Source organism: Methylophaga thiooxydans DMS010, assembly GCF_000156355.1.
Taxonomy (GTDB): Bacteria; Pseudomonadota; Gammaproteobacteria; order Nitrosococcales; family Methylophagaceae; genus Methylophaga; species Methylophaga thiooxydans.
This window is the reverse complement of sequence record NZ_GG657906.1, coordinates 226656-248307: the sequence shown is the minus strand read 5'-3', so window position 1 is coordinate 248307 and position 21652 is coordinate 226656. Positions and strand designations below refer to the sequence as shown.

Genomic DNA, 21652 nt, shown 5'->3' with positions numbered 1-21652 from the left:
TTATTTTATAAACCGCCGAAAACCGATAGCATTGATAAATCTAACCCCATCAAAATCGCATCTTCTCTGCCCTGCTCAGCAGGATAATATCCCCGCCGAACCGTCATTTCGTTGAAACCAAACTGTTCGTACAAACTTTGTGCACGTTGATTGGATTGTCTAACTTCAAGAACTAACAATGTTGCTGACTTGCTCATTGCATGATCAATGATATGTTCCAGTATCCTACGCCCATAACCTTGTCCTTGCATATCCGGTCTGACACAAATATTGAGCAAATGTGCTTCATCCAGAACTAACTGAACAATAGCAAAACCGATAATGACATCATAAGGGTCGATATAAACCCATGCATGATGTCCGGCATCAAGACTGTCGGAAAAGTTCTTGACGCTCCAGGGAAAACGATTTGCTGAGGTTTCAATGCCATGCACTTCGGCCAAATCGTCATCTAACATTACCCTTGGCGACATCATTCTGTTTGACGCTCAATTCGCTACTGGCAGCAGTTTTAATGCTTGCCAGACAGTCGCTTTCAATGCTGGTTGTTGTAGCATGTCTTGCAGGCTGTAGGTGGCAATCCAGCGACTATCATTTTGCTGAATAAGCGTTGGCTGGGTCAAACTGAGCGCAGCAGGCATCAACGATGTTTCCCCCATCACTAATAGAATTTTATTGTCGGTATCCCTGCCAGCAAGTGCTTCAAAGGTCTGAAAGTCGATGACGGCAACCGCTCGTCTACTCAGCTTGAGAGCTTTCAACATCGCATCAAATAAACGTGCTTCACTATCGTTCATTTCTGTCGATGCCATCAATAGCCATATTGCCGGACTAAGATCGATATCCAATGCTGGGGGCGTATATTCAGTCGATTCGTCATCAATCTTAGCGTCAGTCGAAAGCGACGTCTCTCTCAGTTCCCAGACCGGTATATCCAGTTCTGCCAGAAAAAAATGTTGTCGCTTAGATAATGGCATTAGACTTGGGGATGGGCACGATCAACATGAGCCAGAATTTTATTTAATGCATTGATGTAGGCTTTTGCTGAGGCGATAACAATATCCGTATCAGCGCCCTGCCCGCTAACAATACGTCCACCTTTCTCAAGACGTACATTAACCTCGCCCTGTGCATCCGTTCCTGTTGTGATATTGCTAACAGAATATAGTTGCAGTTCAGTATGACTTTGAACAATAGACTCAATGGCACGGTAGGCAGCATCAACGGGACCACTGCCACTCATTTGGACTTGAACTTCGTCATCATCAACAGACAAGGTGACTGTGGCTACCGGTGTTTCGCCGGTTTCGCTGCAAACTTTCATCGACACCAGACTCACCCGTTCATCGGTAGTGGCAACGACATCACTGACTAAGGCCTGGATATCCTCATCAAAGATTTCATGTTTTTTATCAGCCAATTCTTTAAATCGTGTGAAAGCAGCATTGAGTTCGACTTCCGACTCCAGTTCGATACCCAATTCTTGTAAACGACTCCGAAATGCATTGCGTCCTGAATGTTTACCTAAGACCATGCGGTTGGTGTTCCAGCCGACATCTTCGGCACGCATAATTTCATAGGTTTCGCGGTTTTTCAGTACACCATCCTGATGAATGCCTGATTCATGGGCAAACGCATTGGCCCCGACGATGGCTTTATTCGGTTGTACAACAAAACCGGTGACACCTGAAACCAAGCGCGATGCTGACAGTATATGCTGAGTATCGATATTCGTATCACAAGGAAACATGTCCTGACGTGTTCTGACTGCCATGACAATTTCTTCCAAAGCAGCATTACCCGCACGCTCACCGAGCCCATTAATCGTACATTCGACCTGTCTTGCACCATTCATTACTGCGGATAACGAGTTAGCAACAGCCAGCCCGAGATCGTTGTGGCAATGAACAGAAAACACCGCTTTATCTGCATTAGGGATACGTTCTCGGAGGGTTCCAATCAGGGAACCAAACTGATGCGGCAGGTTATAGCCAACCGTATCCGGAATATTTAGCGTCGTAGCACCAGCGTCAATAACAGCTTCAAGGATCTGACAAAGAAAATCTGTCTCACTTCGACCAGCATCCTCGGGGGAAAACTCAACATCATCGGTATAACGGCGTGCTCGCTTGACCGCTTTCACGGCATTTTCGATAACCTGTTCGGGCTCCATACGAAGTTTCATTTTCATATGAATAGGAGACGTGGCGATAAAGGTATGTATGCGCGAAGCATTAGCCATTTTGAGGGCTTCACCGGCGCGGTCGATATCGGCATCTAAGGCACGTGACAAGCTACAAATGCGGCTGTCTTTTACAGCTTTAGCAACCGCCTGGACTGCTTCAAAGTCGCCTTTGCTGGCGATCGCAAAGCCGGCTTCGATAACATCAACACGCATCCGTTCTAAGGCTTTAGCAATGCGTACTTTTTCGTCCTTGGTCATTGAAGCACCAGGACTTTGTTCACCATCACGTAAGGTGGTATCGAAAATAATTAATTGGTCGGTCATGTTTCCTGCTCCGTTGTGCAGACTATTTTTGGTCTTTGGTTTCCAACTGAGACGTTGGGTTATTTAGCCGAGTCTGGATGCCCATTTGGGCAGTCGTAGCAGGCAATAGTCAGCAGCAACCATTATTAGTTTGAAAACACTGTTAATGATAAGAAAAACAGCGTATCAGTAGTTATAACCTTAAATATTAGGGTTAAAATGTGAAATTGCCAAGCGCTTATTTAGTGTGAGCCCTTTCACTTCGATGTTGACGTAATTTGAATAAGGTAAACACCGGGCCTGAAATCGCATAGGTCACGAATATCAAAAACAGCATCAAAGGCGGATCATTAGCAATCAAGGCAAAAATCAACACCAGTGCCAACATTTTTACAAAAGGCACGCGGCTTTTTAAATCTAGATCTTTGAAGCTGTAGTAACGCATTGAACTGACCATTAAAATGGCGCAGAAAAACGTGAGTGGTACCGCAATGTTAATCAATATTGCAGGATCCCATCCGCGGCTTGTACCCAGCCAGACCCAACCAGCAATCGTGCCTGCAGCAGCAGGACTAGGTAAGCCTTGGAAGTAACGCTTATCAGCTGTACCAATTTGTGTATTGAATCGTGCTAAGCGAAGCGCGCCACAGGCGGCATAAATGAACGCAATCATCCAGCCAAATTTGCCCAAGCCTAAAAGTGCCCATTGGAAAACCACCAAGGCCGGTGCTAAGCCAAAGGCAACCATATCAGACAAACTGTCATATTCCGCCCCAAAAGCACTCTGCGTATTTGTCATACGTGCGATGCGGCCATCTAACCCATCCATAATCATGGCAACAAAAACAGCAATAGCAGCAGATTCGAAATCACCACGAATGGCAGCAACAATGGCATAGAAACCGGCAAACAACCCGGCGGTTGTAAACAGATTAGGTAATAAATAAATCCCACGCTTTTGTTGTTTTTCACTGCTGACCATACATTACTCCCTGATTAAAGTGCTGCCATTATGACATTACACCTCTGCAAACAAAACGGGGACGGCTGTTTTCACAACCGTCCCCGCTTCTGACTCAGTAAACTATTGATTAGTTTTTGCTTTTATCAACAATTTTTTGAATCCACGGCATCATTTCACGCAGTTTAGTACCCGTTTGTTCAATTGGGTGCTCAGCATTCAGTCGACGCATTGCAGTCATTTCAGGATAGCCAGATTGGCCTTCCTGAATAAATTGTTTTGCGTACTTACCTTCTTGAATGTTTCTCAGTGCTTCACGCATGGCCCAACGACTTTCTTCGTTGATAACACGTGGGCCTGTCACATACTCACCATACTCAGCGTTGTTTGAGATTGAGTAGTTCATGTTGGCGATACCACCTTCGTACATCAGGTCGACGATCAATTTCAGTTCGTGCAGACATTCGAAGTAAGCCATTTCAGGCGCATAACCTGCTTCTGTCAGTGTTTCAAAACCCGCTTTAACCAGTTCTACTGCACCACCACACAGAACAGCTTGTTCACCAAACAGATCCGTTTCAGTTTCATCACGGAAAGTAGTTTCGATAATACCAGTACGACCGCCACCAATAGCAGATGCATAAGATAATGCGATCTCTTTCGCTTTGCCTGATGCGTCTTGTTCAATAGCGATCAAATCTGGGATACCGCCACCTTTAACAAACTCACTACGTACTGTGTGACCAGGTGCTTTTGGTGCAATCATGACGACGTCAATGTCTGCACGCGGTGCGATTTGGTTGTAAACAATGGCAAAACCATGAGCGAACGCCAGAACAGCGCCTTGTTTCAGGTTTGGTTCAATGTCGGTGGTGTACAACTGAGATTGGAATTCGTCCGGTGTCAGAACCATAACAAGGTCAGCACCTTTAACTGCTTCACTCGCGTTATCAGAGACTTTCAGGCCAGCGCCTTCAGCTTTAGCGATAGAAGATGAACCCGCACGCAGAGCGACAGTGACATCAACGCCAGAATCTTTCAGGTTGCAGGCATGGGCATGGCCTTGAGAGCCGTAGCCGATAATGGTGACTTTCATGTCCTTAATAATGGACAGGTCACAATCTTTATCGTAATAAATGTTCAAACTCATGGTTGAATTCCTTAGTTTTTTCTAAAAGCGATTATTTAATCGAATTACAAGTGCAGGCTTTTTTCGCCGCGGGCAATACCTGAAACGCCACTACGGACAGTTTCAATAATTTTGTGCTCAGCCAGGGTTTCAATAAATGAATCCAGTTTCGCGACAGCGCCGGTCAGTTCAATGGTGTAGGTCGAAGATGTCACATCAATGATATGACCACGGAAAATATCCGACAGGCGTTTAACATCTTCACGTTGAGCCATTGTTGATGCTTTAACTTTAATCAGCATCATTTCACGTTCAATGTGTGGACCTTCAGTCAGGTCCAGCAGTTTAACCACATCAACCAACTTATTAAGCTGTTTGGTGATTTGTTCAATAATTCGGTCTGTACCGGTTGTCACAATCGTCATACGCGACAACGACGGATCTTCTGTGGGTGCGACTGTCAGTGACTCGATATTGTAACCACGCGCAGAAAACAATCCAGCCACACGCGACAACGCCCCTGCTTCGTTTTCGATCAGGATGGAGATAATATGGCGCATGTTAAGACAGCTCCCTTTCTGGATCTTGTGGTGGTACACAGTGCGGCGACATATGCATTTCGTTATGCGCTTTACCTTGTGCAATCATCGGATACACGTTTTCAGCCTGATCCGTCACGATATCGAAGAACACCAAACGATTCTTCATCGCAAAGCCACGTTCCAACTCGGCACGTAAATCTTCTGGACGCTCGATACGAATACCGACATGACCGTAACTTTCCGTCAATTTAACGAAGTCAGGTAACGATTCCATATAAGAATGCGAATAACGATTCTCATAGAAAAACTCTTGCCACTGTCGAACCATGCCAAGATAACGGTTATTCAGCGCAACGATTTTCACCGGCAGGCCGTATTGCAGACAGGTCGACAGCTCCTGAATACACATTTGGATACTACCTTCACCAGTGACACAAATGACCACTTCATCCGGGTAGGCAAGCTGAACACCCATGGCTGCGGGCAAACCAAAGCCCATAGTGCCGAGACCACCGGAGTTTATCCAACGGTTAGGTTCATCAAAGCCGTAATACTGTGCAGCCCACATCTGATGCTGACCGACATCTGATGTTACGTAGGCATTGCCATGTGTAATTTCATGCAACATTTCAATGACCATTTGCGGCTTGATCTTGTCGCTATTACGGTCATATGACATACATTGTTGACTACGCCAGCTATTGATTGTTTTCCACCAGTCATCAATAGCTTTCTTGTTTGGCGTTTTCTTATCGCTTTCCAGCAGGTGATTCATTTCCTGCAAAACATCCGGCACGTTACCAACAATAGGCACGTCTACCGTAATCGTTTTTGAAATAGACGATGGGTCGATATCAATATGCACAATCTGCGCATGTGGACAGAATTCAGCGATTTTACCGGTAACACGATCATCAAAACGCGCACCTACTGCGATTAGCACATCGCAATCGTGCATCGCCATATTCGCTTCATAAGTACCGTGCATGCCCAGCATGCCGAGGAACAATTCATCACTGGCTGGATAGGCACCGAGGCCCATTAGCGTACTCGTGATTGGATAGCCTAGTTTGCGTACAAACTTGCGTAGTTCTTCGGAACCTTTCCCCAGAACCACACCACCACCGGTATAAATCATTGGCCTTTTAGCACTTAATAACAGATCTACCGCACGCTTGATTTGGCCACTATGACCTTTCAATACTGGCTGATAAGAACGCATCTGAACCGTTTCCGGATAGTGATACGGAATCTTAATGTTGGGGTCAGTAATGTCTTTTGGTACATCGACCACAACCGGACCAGGACGCCCTGTGGTTGCGACATAAAATGCTTTCTTCACTGTTTCAGCAAGATCGTTTATGTCTTTCACAAGGAAGTTGTGCTTAACGCAAGGACGAGTAATACCAACGGAATCTACTTCCTGAAACGCATCACTACCAATATTGGCTGTTGCAACCTGACCGGTAATCACAACCATAGGAATCGAATCCATATAGGCTGTCGCAATACCCGTTACAGCATTCGTAGCGCCCGGACCTGAAGTAACCAAGACGACGCCAGGTTTCCCTGTCGCCCGCGCATAGCCGTCAGCAGCATGTGTTGCTGCTTGCTCATGGCGGACCAGGATGTGATTCACACCCTCCTGATTGTATAGTGCGTCATAGATATGAAGCACGGCACCACCAGGATACCCAAACAGGTATTCGACACCTTCATCTTTGAGACATTGTACTAATATCTCACCGCCGCTTAATTCCACGTGTTTCCCTCTTAATCACTTCACGAGAAGCTTAAAAACATCAAACGTGTAAAGTTACTTGTAATGCGAGATAAGGTCAAGAACCAGCGCTGTTGCGACTCGAGCATGGGTTGTAACTATTTCGGCTTAACGCATTAGCTGTGGCATAATTAGCGGTTATGACTAACGCAAATTTGACCCAACTTCATATTACCCGCCCAGACGACTGGCATCTCCACTTGCGCGACGATCTCGCCTTAAATCGCACCGTTCCTGATACTGCACGCGTGTTTTCAAGAGCTATTGTCATGCCTAATCTGCGACCTCCGGTCACTACAACAGAGATGGCAATACTTTATCGCGACCGTATTTTGGCTGCGCGTCCCGCGGGTAATCAGTTTGAACCACTGATGACCTTGTACCTGACAGACAACACCAGTGCGGAAGAAATCCTACGCGCCAAGGATAGCGGACTCGTCCATGCTGTCAAACTTTACCCGGCTGGTGCAACCACTAATTCTGATGCGGGCGTCACCGATATAAAAAATTGTTATAAAGCCCTTGAAGCCATGCAAGCGTGCGGCATGCCGCTATTGGTACATGGTGAAGTCACCACGGCAGATATTGATGTATTTGATCGTGAGAAAGTCTTCATCGACCGCATTATGCAGCCTCTGCTCACCGACTTTCCTGAATTAAAAGTCGTCTTTGAACATATCACCACAGCCGATGCTGCACAGTTTGTTCAGAATGAAACAGATCGTATTGCTGCAACGATTACCCCGCACCACTTACTGTTGAACAGAAATGACCTACTCGTAGGCGGTATTCAGCCTCATCACTACTGCTTACCGGTATTGAAACGTAATACCCACCAACACGCATTAATTGCTGCTGCAACTAGTGGTAGCAAAAAGTTTTTCTTAGGAACAGATAGCGCGCCCCACCCTCGTGAAGGCAAAGAAAACATCTGCGGTTGTGCCGGTATTTATAGTGCTCACGCAGCGATAGAACTATATGCGGAAGCATTTGAAGCTGCAGGCGCTTTAGATAAACTAGAGGCATTTGCCAGCTTTAACGGCCCTGATTTTTATCAATTACCACGCAACGCTGAACAGATTACGCTGCAAAAACAAAGCTGGAATGTGCCAGAAGCGTTAGAGTTTGATAGCACTACGCTAGTACCTATGCGTGCCGGTGGCAGCATTGGCTGGAAAGTGACTGACTCGATTTGATGTTAACTTTAGCTAGTTTTTTCTAGCAGCTTTTTTCTTACGTTTATACATGAGCTGATCTCCTTCAACGAGCAAATCATCCAGGCTTTGATGAATGGCCTCATCAAAATTTACGACACCATAGGAGTATGCAATCGAATACTCCTTTGCTACGTCATTATTGAACTGCGCAAAACGAGCAAGAATTTTCTTTACTTCTGTATCAGTTGCGTTTGGTAGCAGTAAAACAAATTCATCACCACCAATTCTGGCTGATATATCGGTTTGTCGACAAACCAGCGTGAGGTGATGGGCAAACTCTTGTAGGATTTTGTCGCCTATTGCATGACCGTAACGGTCATTAATCTGCTTGAATTTGTTTAAATCTAAAAATACGAGACTGACTGGTAATGATTGCCGGCGACATAGATTAAGAGCTTGATTGGCAGAAGCAAAAAAGCCACGGCGATTATAAATCTCGGTAAGCTCGTCCATTGTCGCAAGCTGTATAGCATGAATTTCGCGTTCAACCAGTTCAGCTAAGCCTTGAAGTATCAATTGCTCGCGATGCGAAAAATGACGCGGGCGAGTATCTATTAAACACAACGTGCCAAGTATGAAATTATCCACATGCCTTATTGGATAACCGGCATAAAAACGGATATGAGGCTCACCAACAACAAGTGGATTATCAACAAAACGTGAATCCAGATGCGTGTCCTCTATAACAAATGCTTCGTCACCTAAAATAGCGTGACCACAAAAAGACACATCACGCCCCGTTTCTTTTGCACTTATTCCATAGCATGACTTAAACCACTGCCGGTTTTCATCAACCAGACTGACGAGTGAAATTGGCACATCAAAGATAGACACGGCAAGTCGAGTCAATCGGTCAAAACGCTCATCTTTATCACTATCAAGTAAATTTAATGATCTAAGACTAAAAACTCTTGCTTTATCATCAGCCGGCCTACTTGGCTTTTGCATGCATTCTCCGATAAAATCTTCTGCCCGTCACGCGGTTTCGGTCGTTACTGCCTCCATGCTTCAGTGTTAATATATCTACAAACTATTGATCTATATATCAACGCCAATACGTTGCGCCACCTCAATATAAGCTTCGATTACTCCGCCCAAACCTTGTCTAAAGCGATCTTTATCCAGCTTCTTGCGCGTTTCAGCATCCCATAAACGACAACCATCAGGACTGAACTCATCGCCAAGATAAACTTGACCATTAAACAGGCCAAACTCGAGTTTGTAGTCGACCAGAATCATACCTGCATCGACAAACAACGTCTTCAAGAGTTCATTAACTTTAAAGGTTAACTCTTTCATTTTATTGATATCTTCTGACTTTGCCCAACCGAAGGTTTCAATGTGATATTCGTTAATCATGGGATCATGTAAAGCGTCATTTTTGAGGAAAAATTCAAAAACGGGAGGCGTTAATTCCATACCATCTTCGACGCCGAGACGACGCACTAAGCTACCCGAAGCCACATTACGAACGACACACTCAACCGGCATCATTTGCATGTTTTTGACTAAGGATTCCGTATCGTTCAACAGCTTCTCAAAATGCGTCGGGATGCCATTGTCTGACAAATATTGCATGATGAAGGCATTAAACTTATTGTTTACTTCACCTTTACGGCTTAACTGTTCGACCTTCTCACCATCAAATGCCGAGGTGTCATCACGAAAGCTCAAAACCACATAATCATTATCATCTGTGGCAAAAACACTTTTTGCTTTGCCTGAGTACAGTTCTTGTTTCTTTTGCATTTGAAGTCTCTTAACGGTTATTTACTTCACGCCAGTCAAAACCAGCTTCCTGATCGGCGACACCAATCCAATCGTGCTCGCATCCCAAGGCTTCGGCCAATAAGGGAACGGCAATCGACGGACAATTATTCTTTTCCGAGATGTGCATTGCCATAATATGCTGTAGACGAGAAGTGTCAATTTTCTCAAGTAACGAGGCAGATTGCACGTTATTTAAATGGCCTAATCTGCCACCAACACGACGTTTAAGGTGTTCGGGATATTCACCTTGTTCTAACATCGTCAAATCGTGATTAGCTTCCAGTAACAAAGCATCACATGCTGACAATGTATTCTCGATTAATGGTGTTATCGAACCAACATCGGTCAGTAGCCCAACTCTTAAAGCACCATCTGAAAATACAAACTGGCTCGGTTCACGAGCATCATGTGGTACAGGGAACGGTTCTACTTCAATGTCATCAATAACAAACTTTTCATGACAGTTAAACGCATGAATATAAGGTGCCACATCTTCGGGTAAGCAGCCTGCCGTACCTGGTGTGGTATAGACCGGAAGATTAAACTTACGCGCCATTACCCTGACACCCGCCATATGGTCGGCATGTTCATGTGTGATCAAAATGGCCGAAAGTGAAGCAGGGTCGATATTTAATAGTTGTAGACGTTTTACTGCCTCACGTGCGGAAAAACCACAGTCGATCATCAACGTGGTTTTTCCTGACGTGATTAAGGTTGCATTACCTCGACTACCGCTACCGAGGGAAGCAAATCGCATTAGGGTGCAAGTTGCTCCTGAATCAGGTTCAACAACCGCTTGGCAGTATCGCTCGATGTACGATTTTCTTCTGCATCCAATACCATCACGCGAGTGTCAGTGGCTTCAGAGTTCATTTTGATGTAGTAATACTCTTGTGGGTTCTTTTCAGCATCATCACGCCAAAACGCTAAGCTGCTGAAGAAGCCTTCATCATCTTCTTCGATTTCTTTAAATGGATCGATATAGCGAACAAAGTAATAACCACGGCTACGATCACGATCTTCTACAGCAAAGCCTTTGCTGTCTAAAACACGTCCAACACGACGCCATACGGTTTGGAAGTCTTGCTCAACCACCAGACTTTGTTGACCGTTCTCGTCATCCATCAGGAAGACTTGCGCTGTTTCTTCAGGAGCTGGTGCCGGTTTTTGCGCTTCAACCTTGGCGACATCTTCTTGGTACAAAGAGCCTAAGTAATCAGCCATTTCACGCAATGTAGCCTCATTCTTTTGAGAATTAGCTTGCGTTTCATCGGTTGCATTCAGGTAAATTTCAGCCATCTTTGATGTATCGCCACGTTCCATGCGTACACGATAAGCATAACCATCAGCATCGGTGACAGTATCCATCAGGCCGATACGACCATCGATACGGTCGATTTCCAAGCCTTTGTTGGCCCAGAACTCTTGTATACGCTGCCACGTTACTTCACGGTCACCCGGCACAACTAAATGACGGCTTCGCCCTTCACCGGCCAGTGACGGTTTTTTCTCTGGTGTCAGATTGTATTTAGCAGCCAGAGGGTTACTCGCGGCTTCTTCAAATTCAGAGTATGTTGCGGTCGAGTCATCGGTTCCGGCAATATCGTCATTAATGCGGACTGTACTCAAATCAGGGGGCACATCCAGAGGCGGCATGGTTTCAGCTTTGCGGTATTTCTGGGTATTGTCTGGAACGACTTCGTCCAGTGTAGAAAATGCACCACAACCACTCAGTACGGCCGACATCATGACGACCAGCGATGTTTGTTTAAATAATTTCGCGTTCATTTAGTACAGTTCACTCATTTATTTTAGTTTAGAACACCCGCCGTAATGAGGGCTTCACGCACCGGCTGATGGTATTTTTCCGACAATACCGTCATTGGCAAGCGAATACCTTCTGGGATCATCCCCATTTCCGATAACGCCCATTTAACAGGAATAGGGTTAGCTTCTACAAATAAAAATTGGTGTAAGGCCACCATTTTCTGATTTATTTCTCGGGCTTTTTCTTCTTCATTATTCAACGCAGCCACGCACGCATCATGCATTAACGCCGGTGTAACATTGGCTGTTACCGAAATAACACCCACACCGCCGGCGAGAATAAAGTCGACCGTATTGGCATCTTCACCGGTATAAAGCTCAAAGCCATCTACTGACAATTGTTTGATTTGTTGAACCCGCGAGACATCACCTGTGGCTTCTTTAATGCCAATGATGTTGTCTATGTGTGACAACCTGCCTACCGTTTCAGGTAATAAGTCACATGCAGTACGACCTGGAACATTATATAGGATCTGCGGGATGTCAACAGCTTCGGCAATCGCTTTAAAATGCAGGTACATGCCTTCTTGCGTCGGCCTATTATAATAAGGTGCTACCAGTAATACTGCATCTACGTTTAAGTCTTTTGCAGACTGGGTTAACTCAATGGCTTCCGACGTTGAGTTTGCACCCGTGCCGGCAATCACAGGCACACGACCATTAACGTATTGCACTACTTTACGAATCACATCAGTGTGTTCGTTCACGCTCAAGGTTGCAGATTCACCGGTCGTACCCACAGCGACAATGGCATCTGTGCCTTGGCTGATATGAAACTCGACCAACTTTCGCAGGCTGTCATCATCCAACGAGCCATCTGCTCGCATGGGTGTGACAAGAGCTACCATACTGCCGCTAAACATAGATAAAGGACTCCGAAAAAATAACAGGCATGGTACTTTGCCTGCCTGATGATGACAAGATCAGACTGTATTGTGTAAGGTACGTTTTTTGGCAAATCGTTTTAAAACAGGATGATTAGATGACACAAGTACAACTTGGGCAACCCGTAGCTGACTTTGAGGTGCCGAGCACTGGCGATAAAACCTTTCGGCTGTCAGACCATAAAGGTAAAAATATTCTTATCTACTTTTACCCAAAAGACAATACGCCGGGTTGCACACTTGAAGGTCAAAATTTTCGTGATGATATTGCCTTCTTTAATGACCATAACACGCTTATCGTCGGTGTTTCACGAGATAGCCTTCGTAAACATGAAAACTTTAAAACCAAGCAATCCTTCCCTTTCGACCTTTTGTCCGACGAAGACGAGACTGTTTGCAATCTGTTCGATGTTATCAAACTAAAAAAACTTTATGGCCGTGAATACATGGGCATTGATCGCAGTACCTTTCTTATCGACACTAATGGCGTATTGCGTAATGAATGGCGAAAAGTGAAAGTGAAACAGCATCTCGACGAAGTGAAAGAAGCTATACTGGAATTATAAATACCTATTTATAATCAATAAGCTAAATCCACTAAACAAGCCCCATTCTGGGTCAAAATTTCTGTATCAAATCACAGCGGCGCACCATGGTGGTGCGCCGACAGAAAAAACAAATAAACAATTTCTTTTAGAAACAGCGCCTTAAATTCTGGCTTAGCTATTGCTCTCAGAACCTTCATAAATCTATGAGGAAAACCATGAGCACGTTAAAAAGCCAGTCCATGAATTTAAGTCAGGCAGAAAGAAGATGGCTGCCTTGGTTCGGTGAAACAGGAAAACTGGCAATGGCTCGTTCCTGCTTTCTCAATCGACACAACTACAGTGCTGTTGAAAAAACCTTTGAAGGTATCGCCGCAACTCGCGTCAAGATCCTCCAACAATGGGCAACCAGCCAATGGGATCAAATGGAGCTATTGGCAGAGCAGGTCGTTGATACCTATCCTGAGATCACTACCAGTAGCCTACAAGATCGCCTACTCGCCGCGCCTGACTTCTCAGAATTGTTTGTCATAGATGCGAAAGGTGTGGTGACACATTCCACTTATTCCTTACACATCAATCAGCGTGACTTACCGCCTAAAGCTGTTCAGAAAGGCCTATCAGAAGCCTTTCTTCATGGTCCTTACGTGGATGACCTTACCTTAAAAATAGGCCCGTCCAGCTCTAAGTTCCATGACGAAGTCACGTTGATGTTCTATCAGCCACTTAAGCGCGACGGCGAAGTCATTGGTGCTGTCTGTGGCCGTGTCCCCAACGATGTGTTGGGTGATCTGATTCAACGTGAAGCAGGTCATATCTATACAGAGTCAGGTGATAATTACATTTTTATGGTGGAGTCCCGGTTCGAGCCAGGCCACCAACAAGGCATCGCTCTTTCGCGTTCCCGTTTTGAAGACAACACCTTTTCACACGGTGAAAACCTGAAAAGTGGTATTCACACCAAATGGGGCACGGTCGGTGTTAAACGCCATACTGAATTTGAAATTCGCTTTACCGATCCCGCCACCGGACAACTTCACCCCGGTGTCAGAGAAACCATTCGCAACGGCAGCAACCTATTTGTCACCTACCCGGCTTACTCAGACTACCGTCATATTCCGGTTATAGGTAAAGGTGTCACCTTCCAATTGAAAGGCTCCCCTGATCGCTGGGGCATGATGTGTGAAGGTGACTTAGAAGAAGTCTATCGTCGTCGCTCAATCAATGTCAGCCTGATGAAAGGCTTTGTCATGTCAATGTTTGCCCTGCTCGGCGTTAATGCAGGCTTGCATGCGTTCACCAGCTTATCCGAACTCATTATCAATGGCATTTCAGCAGGCATGATTGTATTTATTGCTGCTCTATATAAAAAGCTAACCACCAATCCTTTGGCCAACAGGCTGGATGAAATGACCGAAGTGATTCGCACCATTGCAGAAGGTGAAGGAAATTTAGCGCAGCGCCTCGATAGCAACCGGATGACAAACGACGAAACCGGTGATATGGGCAGGTGGATAAATAGCTTTATCGACAACCTTGACGGTATTGTCGGGCAGGTTATCACCACCAGTAGCAATGTCAGCCAAACCAATGAAGCGATGCTTGAAACCAACCGCGATGCGTTTCATGTCTCCACCGAGGTCGCCGAAGCTATCGATAAAATGCTGCATCTTCTCGAAGCCCAAATTCAGGACATTGGTAATGCTTCCAGTACCGCAGAATCAATGAAACAAGCTATGGATGATGTGGTACAGGAAGCCCGTATACAGTTTGAATCTGTTCGTAGCGGCACGCAGGAAATTCGCGATGTCGTTGAGACTTCAGCGAAAGCGGTGCAAAGCCTGCATAGCCGCACGGCTGAAATTGGTAACATCATCGGTGTGATATCCGAAATCACCAATCAAACCAACTTGCTCGCATTAAATGCCGCGATTGAAGCGGCGCGTGCCGGTGAACATGGTCGTGGCTTTTCAGTCGTTGCTGATGAAGTTCGTGGCCTTGCATCACGCACAGCCAATTCGGCAGAAGAAATTCAAAAGATGATAGAAACCATTCAATCTGAAACGCTGGAAGCGGTGAAATTCATGGAACATGGCGTTAATAATGTCGACCGTAGTTTGAAGAAAACGGAAGAAGCTTCATCAGAAAACACCCAGTTACATGCCTTGGTAGAACAAATGTTTGCCACCATCAAGCAACTTGACCAGAACAGTCAGATCCACGGTGAAACAGCGCGTGACGTCGGTCATTCTGCAGGATTAATGACAAAAGCCATTGATGCCTTGCAGCAACGCTCGGTGATGGTCAGAAACACAGCTCAGAAACTCAGCCAACTTGTGAGTGTTTTTCAGGTCAGTCAGCGTTAAATCGATCACAAAAATAGTAAATCGTTAGCGTCGGTTGGATATCATCGGCATATCTGTTGTCCCCAATAGTCCATCAATGACTAAGGAGACAATCTATGTTTGCAACCATCAATAAAGAAAAATACCACAGCAAAGTGGCAGGAATCTTTAATGATGAAAACACGGCTCACTCAGCGAAAGAAACCTTAATCGATTACGGACACTTCACTGAGCGGCATATCAACATAATCACACCGCATGATAATAATGCCGGACACAAAATCGAGCCCGAAACCCATGCAATCGGCAAACTGATTTCTCAGTCTCACTTTCTGTTCGGCTCAATTGGTTTTCTGTTTGGGCTGCTACTGGCCAGCTTACTTTCTAGCGTCGGCCCTACCTTTGCCCAGTCCAGCCCCATGTTGACCCATATGGCGCTCGCTATCATCGGTATTTTTCTCGGTTTTATTATCGCAGGCGTGATCTCACTTCGCCCAGACCATGATCCGCTGATCAACGATGCCATTGAAGCCACACAGCAAAATAAATGGGCGTTGATAGTGCAAGCAGAAGAAAGTGGTGATCGACAAAGAGCGCGGCAACTGCTTCAACCCATTGCAGTTTCTGTGTCAGAAACCTACTAAGTCTCATTCAGCAGAATAATTCTCTCGTAACACCCCTTGTCGAATAAAAATCGACTCAGTATGATTGCCGACCCCGTTTCAAAACGGGGTCAGTTTTAAGCAAAAATTTTTATTTAAAATTTATTTTTTAAAGCACCAAAACAGCACAAAAGCTGTGATCGCGCATCGGGGTTAGCTTAGCCTCAGATCAGCTAAAAGTTATCCACAAAAAGTGCACAATTTATGTGCAACTTTTCCCCTTGCCAAGACTTTAAAAACACACTATCTTGTGGTTCAATCATTTCACAACCACAACCACTAGTGGTTTTGTGATTTTAGACTCAACAAACAAAAGCAGGGAATTCACTATGGCGAGCGAACCAGCACAAACTACACATACCCCCTCCTCCGCGGAAAGCGGCTACAGCGTTATCCGTCGTAACGGCAAGGTAACCGATTTTGATAGCGGCAAGATTGCTGTCGCGATTACCAAGGCGTTTTTAGCCGTCGAAGGTGACTCTGCGCAAAACAGTCGCCGCATTCACGATACAGTGAAAAAACTGACCGGCCAGATCACAGATAACCTGCTTCGTCGTCTGGATGATGGTGGCACGGTTCACATCGAAGATATTCAAGATCAGGTTGAACTGGCGCTGATGCGTGAAGGCGAATACAAAGTTGCTCGCTCTTATGTGGTTTATCGTGAAAAACAATCCGAAAAACGTGCTGAAGAAGAAAAGAAACATCCACAACCGGCTAATGAGACAACCCTGCATGTCACCTTAGCTGACGGAACCCGTCAACCGCTGGATATCGATCGTTTGCATAACCTCATCACTGAAGCCTGTGAAGGTCTGGCAGAAGTAGACCGTGAGGCTATCCTGCGTGATACCCAACGTAACCTGTTCGACGGTGTTAAAGAATCTGATGTCGAAAAAGCCCTAGTCATGGGCGCACGTACCTTTATCGAAAAAGATCCTGCCTACAGTACTTTGGCTGCTCGCCTGCTGATGGACGGAATCCGACGTGAAGCCCTGAGCTTTGTTTTCAAAATGCCGAAACAAGCGGCACAAAACGAAATGGTTGATATCTACCCGGACTATTTCAAAAGCTACATCCACACAGCGATTGAAAAAGAGCTGGTCGATTCAGAATTAGGCCTGTTTGATTTAGACCGTCTGGGTAAAGCCCTGAAACCGGAACTGGATTTCGACTTTACTTACTTAGGTCTGCAAACACTTTACGATCGTTACTTCATTCACTACGACGGCACCCGTTTCGAATTACCGCAAGCATTCTATATGCGTGTCGCAATGGGCTTGGCTATCAACGAGCTGAACCGCGAAGAACGCGCGATTGAGTTCTATAACCTACTGTCTAGCTTTGACTTCATGAGCTCTACGCCGACCCTGTTTAACTCAGGCACATTGCGTCCTCAGTTGTCTTCTTGCTACCTGACAACCGTGCCTGATGATCTCAGCGGCATCTACAACGCTATGCGTGATAACGCCCTGCTATCTAAATATGCAGGCGGTCTGGGTAATGACTGGACCCGTGTTCGTGGTCTGGGCGCCCATATCAAAGGCACCAACGGTAAATCACAAGGTGTTGTGCCATTCCTGAAAGTGGCCAACGACACAGCCGTTGCCGTTAACCAAGGTGGTAAACGTAAAGGCGCCGTGTGTGCTTACCTAGAAACATGGCACATCGATATCGAAGAATTCCTCGATATGCGTAAAAACACCGGTGATGACCGTCGCCGTACCCATGATATGAACACGGCTAACTGGATTCCGGACATGTTCATGAAACGTGTTGCCGAAGAAGGTCAATGGACATTGTTCTCACCAGAAGAAGTCGATGATCTGCACGATCTGACTGGTCTGGCATTTGAGAAGGCTTACACCGAGTACGAAGAAAAAGCAGCGCGCGGTGAAATCCGTAACTTCAAGCAACTGCCAGCGACCGATCTGTGGCGCAAAATGTTAGGCATGTTGTTTGAAACCGGTCACCCATGGGTCACCTTTAAAGATCCATGTAACCTGCGTAGCCCGCAACAACACGTTGGCGTCGTTCACAGCTCAAACCTGTGTACCGAAATCACCCTGAACACATCAGACAAAGAAATCGCTGTGTGTAATCTGGGCTCGGTCAACATGGTTAAGCACATCGACGAAAACGGCAAACTGGATACACAAAAACTCCAGAAAACCGTTCGTACAGCGATGCGCATGCTTGATAACGTTATCGAATATAACTACTACAGCGTGCCACAAGCGCGTAACTCTAACCTGCTGCACCGTCCGGTCGGTCTGGGCATCATGGGCTTCCAGGATGCGCTATACAAACTGCGCCTGCCATACAGCTCTGAAGAAACCGTTAAGTTCGCTGATGAATCAATGGAAGCCGTCAGCTACTACGCGATTGAAGCCTCTTCTGACCTGGCCGCTGAGCGTGGTAAATACCAATCCTACGAAGGCAGCTTGTGGAGCAAAGGCATTCTGCCGATTGACTCAATCAAACTGTTGCAAGAAGCGCGTGGCGAATACCTGCAACAAGACGATAGCCAAACCATGGATTGGGATGCATTGCGTGACAAAATCAAACGTCAGGGCATGCGTAACTCCAACACTATGGCGATTGCACCGACAGCAACCATTTCCAACATCTGTGGTGTGAGTCAGTCAATCGAACCGACCTATCAAAACATTTTCGTGAAATCGAACCTGTCAGGTGAGTTCACCGTCATCAACCCATATATGGTTGAAGACCTGAAAGCACGTGACCTGTGGGACGAAGTCATGATCAATGACCTGAAATACTTCGACGGCAGTCTGCAAAGCATCGACCGTATTCCTGACGAACTCAAAGCGTTGTACACCACCGCGTTTGAAATGGATGCACGTTGGTTGATTGAAGCCGCTTCTCGTCGTCAGAAATGGATTGATCAGGCGCAAAGTCTCAACCTGTACATGGCAGAACCATCAGGTAAGAAGATGGATAACCTGTACAAACTGGCTTGGGTACGTGGTCTGAAAACCACTTATTACCTGCGTTCAATGGGTGCGACCGGTGCTGAGAAAACAAGCTCTGCCCCTACGCCGCCACCTTCAGCGCAAAAACCGACTGGCCCCACACCCGTAGCGAGTGCACCAACTGCATCGCCTGTGGCCAGTAGCGCAGCAGCAAGTGCGCCACTAGCCAGTGCCGCCGCTGATCCTGAGGAATTCTTGGGTGAAGGCATGGAAGCACCGCAAGCGTGCTCGATTTTAGAACCAGATTGCGAGGCATGTCAGTAATGTTGAATTGGGACGATCCATTCTCAGCACCGATAGCCGGTACTGAAGAAGCAAAACAAGAAGAAGTCAAGCCGGCAGAACCGGCGGCCAATGATCTCAGCGAAGCTCCGGCCAGAGCTGAGGTCACAGAAATGCCGCTGAACAACGCCAAAGCGATTAACGCCGACGACAAACGCGTTATCAATGGCGAAGCCGATATCAATCAATTGGCACCGTTCAAATACCCTTGGGCATGGAATTACTTCCTTAATGCCAATAAGAATCACTGGACACCGCTTGATATCAACATGGCGCAAGACGTTCATGACTACCGTCATAAACTGACGTTGGAAGAACGCCACGTCTATGAAAACGTGCTGTCTTACCTGACCACCTCCGATATTCTCGCCATGCGTAATATCGGTCTGGCGGTGATGGAAAAAATGACCGCACCTGAGCTGCAAATCTATCAAGCACGTCAGGTGTATGAAGAAGCTTTGCACACATGGACCTACCAGCACTGCATCGAAACCATTGGTCTGGATCAGTCTGAAATCTATAACCGCTACCGTGTGGTGCCAGAGATTCATCAGAAAATTAAACTCGCCAATGACCGTTTAGATACCGTCATGCGTAGTGATATTGATCTGCGTGACCGTGACGAGCTGGAAAACTTCGTTATGTCTTACGCGTTCTTCGCAGGCATCTTTGAAGGTTCATGGTTCTACAACGGCTTCTCGCCTATCTTCGCTTTGCAACGTCGTGGGTTGATGAAAGGCACCGCCGAACAACTGCAATACATCATGCGTGATGAAGTGATGCACGCCTCGTTCGGTATTCGTGTTTGTAAACAAATCATGAAAGAAGAAAACATCACGCTGGACCCGAAAAAAGTCCAACAGATGTTTGAAGAAGCCGATGCAGCCGAAGAAACCTACGCCGGCTATATTTTGCGTGACCCGATTTTGGGTTACTCAAAAGAAGTGCATCACGGCCAGTTCCGTTACACCGCAAACCGTCGTGCTAAACAGCTAGGCTTTGAAGAACCGTTCCCCGGTGCCGAAGCTACCCTGCCCTGGCTGGATGAACAAGCCAATATGCGGAAAGAAAAGAACTTCTTTGAAACCAAAGTCACCGAATATCAAACCGGTGGCGGTCTTAAATGGGACTAGGAAGTTAAGCATAAAAGCCGACCTTGAGTCGGCTTTTTTATTCGACCAGATGGAATTGGAAAGTTTATGGCGAAAATTTACAAATACTTGGGTCCAGATATTTTGGACAAAGCTTTTGCCGATGAGGGCTTTTGCTCTTTCAAATGCTCCTACCCGAATGAATTCAATGACCCATATGAGTTATTCCTGACAATTGATTACAATCAACCGCCAGATATTCTTGCCCATTACAATGAGGTAATTGGTGAAATTCCACAAATACCAACTACATGCTTTTCCACGTCTCCGGAAGTGGTACCAATGTGGGCACATTATGCCCATAACCACTGTGGTGTTGTAGTTGAAATAGATGAAGAGAAAGTTCTTGAAAGCTTTCCAGCTGTTAGGTTTGATGACGTCGAATATCGAGATGAACCAGCTCCAGAACTGCTAGATATGTTGTACAGAGCAGCACATATAGGAAAGCCTCGCTATCACTATTTTCTTCAGAGTGGTGTCTTGAATGCAGCATACTTCACAAAGCAGTCATGCTGGAGCTATGAAATGGAAAGAAGGTTACTGATTGATCAAGCTTTCATCACCAAATTAGAAAACGGATTGCAATTATTCAAAATTCCCCAAGGTTGTGTAACTGCTTTGATAACTGGCCATCAAGCAACACGGGATACAATTGAACAGGTTAAATCTCTGTCAGAAAAAATAGGTGCAGATCAATACGAATTCAGGATTGGACGTTCAAGTTCACGCCCGTATTTCATAGCTCTTGATGGTTCAACACTACTTTTCGATACTGACTCTTTAGTGAAAGCTTCAAGTAAATGTGAAAAGTGTAGTGAGCCTACAAAAAATACAAACCTGTGCCCTTGGTGTTCTGTACAGAGTCAACATCAAAATTATGCTGCAGGGAGAAATCCTCTCCGTATGATGCAACACTTCGGAATGTTAGAGGATTATTACAAAAGTATGGATGAAATTGGTCGAAAATAGCACCGCAAGAGGAACCAAAGGGGTCAGACACGATTGAAATTGTGAAACAATCAATGGGGTCAGAGTGTTTGATTACTCAGACGAGGCATTTACATTTGCAAATC

19 protein-coding genes are annotated in these 21652 nt (G+C 45.8%); 7 read left to right on the top strand and 12 right to left on the bottom strand.

All coding sequences use genetic code 11. From position 1 onward, the window contains the following. Positions 1-5: 5 nt before the first annotated feature. From rimI to MDMS009_RS14945, 7 genes are all read right to left on the bottom strand, one after another. Complete coding sequence (rimI, locus tag MDMS009_RS14975) at positions 6-458, bottom strand: ribosomal protein S18-alanine N-acetyltransferase (protein WP_043888421.1); 453 nt, start codon at positions 456-458, stop codon at positions 6-8. Between the two features lie 30 nt (positions 459-488). Further along, entirely contained in the window at positions 489-977 is a 489-nt protein-coding gene (locus MDMS009_RS14970; RefSeq protein ID WP_008292160.1) for a DNA polymerase III subunit psi, read from the bottom strand. Further along, a complete protein-coding gene (locus MDMS009_RS14965; protein ID WP_008292104.1) occupies positions 977-2509 on the bottom strand; it encodes a 2-isopropylmalate synthase in 1533 nt (510 codons plus the stop codon). The genes MDMS009_RS14970 and MDMS009_RS14965 overlap by 1 nt, the downstream gene beginning before the upstream one ends. Before the next feature lie 217 nt (positions 2510-2726). After that, on the bottom strand, positions 2727-3470 hold the full coding sequence (gene pssA / locus MDMS009_RS14960; protein ID WP_008292101.1) for a CDP-diacylglycerol--serine O-phosphatidyltransferase: 744 nt from the start codon (positions 3468-3470) through the stop codon (positions 2727-2729). A gap of 109 nt (positions 3471-3579) precedes the next feature. Then, complete coding sequence (gene ilvC, locus MDMS009_RS14955; RefSeq protein ID WP_043888445.1) at positions 3580-4593, bottom strand: ketol-acid reductoisomerase; 1014 nt, start codon at positions 4591-4593, stop codon at positions 3580-3582. 50 nt (positions 4594-4643) lie between these two features. After that, positions 4644-5138 carry an acetolactate synthase small subunit gene (ilvN, locus tag MDMS009_RS14950; protein WP_008292265.1) on the bottom strand — a complete coding sequence of 165 codons (495 nt, stop codon included), beginning with the start codon at positions 5136-5138 and terminating at the stop codon, positions 4644-4646. Position 5139: 1 nt separating this feature from the next. Further along, on the bottom strand, positions 5140-6882 hold the full coding sequence (locus MDMS009_RS14945; RefSeq protein ID WP_008292200.1) for an acetolactate synthase 3 large subunit: 1743 nt from the start codon (positions 6880-6882) through the stop codon (positions 5140-5142). Between the two features lie 158 nt (positions 6883-7040). Between MDMS009_RS14945 and pyrC the strand changes: the two genes are divergently transcribed. Then, the gene (gene pyrC / locus MDMS009_RS14940; protein ID WP_043888419.1) at positions 7041-8096 is read left to right on the top strand and encodes a dihydroorotase; all 1056 of its coding nucleotides are present in this window, start codon (positions 7041-7043) and stop codon (positions 8094-8096) included. A 12-nt stretch (positions 8097-8108) separates the two neighbouring features. Here pyrC and MDMS009_RS14935 read toward each other — a convergent pair whose 3' ends face one another. The 5 genes from MDMS009_RS14935 to dapA form a co-directional block, all read right to left on the bottom strand. Continuing rightward, a complete protein-coding gene (locus MDMS009_RS14935) occupies positions 8109-9065 on the bottom strand; it encodes a GGDEF domain-containing protein (RefSeq protein WP_008292182.1) in 957 nt (318 codons plus the stop codon). 90 nt (positions 9066-9155) lie between these two features. After that, the gene (purC, locus tag MDMS009_RS14930) at positions 9156-9866 is read right to left on the bottom strand and encodes a phosphoribosylaminoimidazolesuccinocarboxamide synthase (RefSeq protein ID WP_008292130.1); all 711 of its coding nucleotides are present in this window, start codon (positions 9864-9866) and stop codon (positions 9156-9158) included. Positions 9867-9876: 10 nt separating this feature from the next. Then, complete coding sequence (locus MDMS009_RS14925; RefSeq protein ID WP_036315110.1) at positions 9877-10644, bottom strand: MBL fold metallo-hydrolase; 768 nt, start codon at positions 10642-10644, stop codon at positions 9877-9879. Further along, a complete protein-coding gene (gene bamC, locus MDMS009_RS14920; protein ID WP_008292195.1) occupies positions 10644-11675 on the bottom strand; it encodes an outer membrane protein assembly factor BamC in 1032 nt (343 codons plus the stop codon). The genes MDMS009_RS14925 and bamC overlap by 1 nt, the downstream gene beginning before the upstream one ends. Before the next feature lie 23 nt (positions 11676-11698). Next, positions 11699-12577, bottom strand: a complete 879-nt coding sequence (gene dapA, locus MDMS009_RS14915) for a 4-hydroxy-tetrahydrodipicolinate synthase (protein WP_008292042.1) — start codon at positions 12575-12577, stop codon at positions 11699-11701. A 119-nt stretch (positions 12578-12696) separates the two neighbouring features. Between dapA and MDMS009_RS14910 the strand changes: the two genes are divergently transcribed. The 6 genes from MDMS009_RS14910 to MDMS009_RS14885 all read left to right on the top strand — a co-directional run bounded on the left by MDMS009_RS14910 (position 12697) and on the right by MDMS009_RS14885 (position 21548). Then, positions 12697-13164, top strand: a complete 468-nt coding sequence (locus tag MDMS009_RS14910) for a peroxiredoxin (protein WP_008292174.1) — start codon at positions 12697-12699, stop codon at positions 13162-13164. Positions 13165-13361: 197 nt separating this feature from the next. After that, positions 13362-15509 carry a methyl-accepting chemotaxis protein gene (locus MDMS009_RS14905; protein WP_154647058.1) on the top strand — a complete coding sequence of 716 codons (2148 nt, stop codon included), beginning with the start codon at positions 13362-13364 and terminating at the stop codon, positions 15507-15509. A gap of 95 nt (positions 15510-15604) precedes the next feature. Then, complete coding sequence (locus MDMS009_RS14900) at positions 15605-16132, top strand: hypothetical protein (protein WP_008292098.1); 528 nt, start codon at positions 15605-15607, stop codon at positions 16130-16132. 347 nt (positions 16133-16479) lie between these two features. After that, positions 16480-19410 carry a ribonucleoside-diphosphate reductase subunit alpha gene (locus MDMS009_RS14895; RefSeq protein ID WP_008292131.1) on the top strand — a complete coding sequence of 977 codons (2931 nt, stop codon included), beginning with the start codon at positions 16480-16482 and terminating at the stop codon, positions 19408-19410. Beyond that, positions 19410-20561 carry a ribonucleotide-diphosphate reductase subunit beta gene (locus MDMS009_RS14890; protein ID WP_008292114.1) on the top strand — a complete coding sequence of 384 codons (1152 nt, stop codon included), beginning with the start codon at positions 19410-19412 and terminating at the stop codon, positions 20559-20561. Before MDMS009_RS14895 ends, MDMS009_RS14890 begins: the two co-directional genes overlap by 1 nt. A gap of 66 nt (positions 20562-20627) precedes the next feature. Next, positions 20628-21548 (top strand): DUF2971 domain-containing protein, encoded by a 921-nt coding sequence (locus MDMS009_RS14885; protein ID WP_008292121.1) that lies wholly within the window; start codon positions 20628-20630, stop codon positions 21546-21548. Positions 21549-21652: the final 104 nt, after the last annotated feature.

Bases quoted from the DNA above. Each gene is read 5' to 3' on its own strand.
- rimI (WP_043888421.1), bottom strand. From the start codon at position 458: ATGTTAGATGACGATTTGGCCGAAGTGCATGGCATTGAAACCTCAGCA.
- MDMS009_RS14970 (WP_008292160.1), bottom strand. From the start codon at position 977: ATGCCATTATCTAAGCGACAACATTTTTTTCTGGCAGAACTGGATATA.
- MDMS009_RS14965 (WP_008292104.1), bottom strand. From the start codon at position 2,509: ATGACCGACCAATTAATTATTTTCGATACCACCTTACGTGATGGTGAA.
- pssA (WP_008292101.1), bottom strand. From the start codon at position 3,470: ATGGTCAGCAGTGAAAAACAACAAAAGCGTGGGATTTATTTATTACCT.
- ilvN (WP_008292265.1), bottom strand. From the start codon at position 5,138: ATGCGCCATATTATCTCCATCCTGATCGAAAACGAAGCAGGGGCGTTG.
- pyrC (WP_043888419.1), top strand. From the start codon at position 7,041: ATGACTAACGCAAATTTGACCCAACTTCATATTACCCGCCCAGACGAC.
- MDMS009_RS14935 (WP_008292182.1), bottom strand. From the start codon at position 9,065: ATGCAAAAGCCAAGTAGGCCGGCTGATGATAAAGCAAGAGTTTTTAGT.
- purC (WP_008292130.1), bottom strand. From the start codon at position 9,866: ATGCAAAAGAAACAAGAACTGTACTCAGGCAAAGCAAAAAGTGTTTTT.
- MDMS009_RS14925 (WP_036315110.1), bottom strand. From the start codon at position 10,644: ATGCGATTTGCTTCCCTCGGTAGCGGTAGTCGAGGTAATGCAACCTTA.
- bamC (WP_008292195.1), bottom strand. From the start codon at position 11,675: ATGAACGCGAAATTATTTAAACAAACATCGCTGGTCGTCATGATGTCG.
- dapA (WP_008292042.1), bottom strand. From the start codon at position 12,577: ATGTTTAGCGGCAGTATGGTAGCTCTTGTCACACCCATGCGAGCAGAT.
- MDMS009_RS14910 (WP_008292174.1), top strand. From the start codon at position 12,697: ATGACACAAGTACAACTTGGGCAACCCGTAGCTGACTTTGAGGTGCCG.
- MDMS009_RS14905 (WP_154647058.1), top strand. From the start codon at position 13,362: ATGAGCACGTTAAAAAGCCAGTCCATGAATTTAAGTCAGGCAGAAAGA.
- MDMS009_RS14900 (WP_008292098.1), top strand. From the start codon at position 15,605: ATGTTTGCAACCATCAATAAAGAAAAATACCACAGCAAAGTGGCAGGA.
- MDMS009_RS14895 (WP_008292131.1), top strand. From the start codon at position 16,480: ATGGCGAGCGAACCAGCACAAACTACACATACCCCCTCCTCCGCGGAA.
- MDMS009_RS14890 (WP_008292114.1), top strand. From the start codon at position 19,410: ATGTTGAATTGGGACGATCCATTCTCAGCACCGATAGCCGGTACTGAA.
- MDMS009_RS14885 (WP_008292121.1), top strand. From the start codon at position 20,628: ATGGCGAAAATTTACAAATACTTGGGTCCAGATATTTTGGACAAAGCT.